The organism is Paenibacillus sp. cl130 (genome assembly GCF_900116035.1).
Classification (GTDB): domain Bacteria; phylum Bacillota; class Bacilli; order Paenibacillales; family Paenibacillaceae; genus Paenibacillus; species Paenibacillus polymyxa_B.
Map to the genome: position 1 here is coordinate 1 of NZ_FOYG01000023.1, position 2,069 is coordinate 2,069.

Consider the following 2,069-nt stretch of genomic DNA (forward strand, 5'->3'; position numbering starts at 1 on the left):
GAAGCGGTCGTCGTCGTCAGGGAAGATCAAGAAGGTCAGAAAGCTTTGTGCGCTTATTATACAGCGGAAGAAGGCTTGACGGCGGCGGACCTGAAGCGGGCGATTGCCAGCGAGCTGCCGGGGTACATGATCCCGTCGTACTTCGTGGAGCTGGAGCGCCTGCCTCTGACGCCGAACGGAAAGATCGACCGGAAGGCGCTGCCGGCACCGGAAGGGGGAGCAGGCGGAGGCCGCGAATACGTGGCGCCGCGCACCGAACTGGAGGCGAAGCTGGCCGCCATTTGGCAGGATGTGCTTGTTCGGGAGAAGGCGGTAGGCGTAACGGACAACTTCTTCGACCTCGGCGGACACTCCCTGCGGGCGACGACGCTTGTCAGCAAAATGCATAAGGAGCTAGGCGTTGAATTCCCGCTTCGCGACGTATTCCGCTACTCGACGGTTGAGGAAATGGCCGCGGCTATGGAGCGGCTGGAGATCGGCTCGTTCACGGCTATTCCGGCTGCGGAACCTAGCGAGTATTATCCGCTCTCTTCCGCTCAGAAACGTCTCTATATCTTGAACCAGCTGGAAGGAGCCGAGCTGAGCTACAACATACCGGGAGCTATGCTGCTCGAAGGGGAGCTCGACCGGCAGCGGTTTGAAGAAGCGTTCCGGGGGCTCGTAGCTCGTCATGAAACGCTGCGTACCGGCTTTGAGATGGTAAAAGGCGAAGCGGTTCAGCGGATTTACGAAGAAGCCGCCTTCCAGGTGGAATATGTGCAGATCAGCGGGGAGCAGGCGGAAGAAACGGTGCGCCAATTCGTTCGTCCGTTTGATCTAGCGAAGCCGCCACTTCTGCGGGTAGGCCTTGCCGAACTGGCGCCGGACCGGCACATTCTAATGTTCGATACGCATCATATCGTATCTGACGGCGTTTCGATTGACGTACTGATCGAAGAGTTCGTCCGCTTGTACAGCGGGGAGCAGTTGGAGCCGCTCCGCATTCAGTACAAAGATTATGCGGTATGGCAGCAATCGGACGTGCAGAAAGCTCAGCTTGCCAAGCAGGAAGCCTACTGGCTCGACATGTTCCGCGGAGAGCTGCCGGTTTTGGAATTGTCGACGGACTATCCGCGCCCGGCTATGCAGAGCTACGAGGGCCGCACGCTGCAATTGTTTATGCATAGCGAGAAAAGCGAGGGTCTGAAACGGCTTGCAGCCGAGAACGGCGCAACGCTTTACATGGTTCTGCTTGCTGGTTATACAATATTATTGCATAAATATACAGGGCAAGAAGACGTGGTGGTCGGTACGCCGATTGCGGGAAGAAATCATAGCGACGTTCAGCCGCTGATCGGGATGTTCGTCAATACCCTGGCCATCCGCAGTTATCCGGCTGCCGGTAAGACGTTCCTTGACTACTTGAAGGAAATCAAGGAGACGACGCTGGGCGCTTTTGAACATCAGAATTATCCGTTTGAGGAACTGGTGGATAAGGTGAACGTGGCTCGTGATTTACGCCGCAATCCGCTGTTCGATACGATGTTTGCTTTGCAGAATACAGAGAATTTGGAAATCCAGCTTCCCGGACTCCATTTGTCGACGTATGCCAGCGAAGAAATTGTTTCTAAATTCGATCTCAGCTTGGACGTCACGGAGATCGAGGAAGGCTTGGAATATCTGTTTGAATACGCCACTGCTCTTTATAAAACCGAAACGGTGGAGAAATTGGCCGCTCACTACTTGCAGCTGCTTGAATCCATTCTTCGCAACCCATCGGCGACTATTGCCGAGCTGGGCATTTTGACACCGGCGGAAAAAGAGCAAATTCTCGGCGCGTTTAACCCGGCGCAGCCGGAGGCGGCTCCTACGGCCGCGTTCCACCGGCTGTTTGAGGAACAGGCGGAGTGCACGCCGGAAGAGGCGGCCGTCGTGTACGAGAATGACCGGCTGACCTATGCGGAGCTGAACGAGCGGGCGAATCGCTTGGCGGCTACGCTGCGCGCAAGCGGCATCGGCCGGGAGACGATCGTCGGCATTCTCGCCGAGCGTTCGGTGGACTTGCTGGTGGCCGTGCTGGCCGTCTGGAA

Annotated in this window: 1 protein-coding gene; it reads left to right on the forward strand. The window is 56.8% G+C overall.

The window, feature by feature from the left end; all coding sequences use genetic code 11:
• A partial coding sequence (locus tag BM358_RS26140; RefSeq protein WP_143109576.1) for a condensation domain-containing protein occupies positions 1 to 2,069 on the forward strand: 2,069 nt, incomplete at both ends.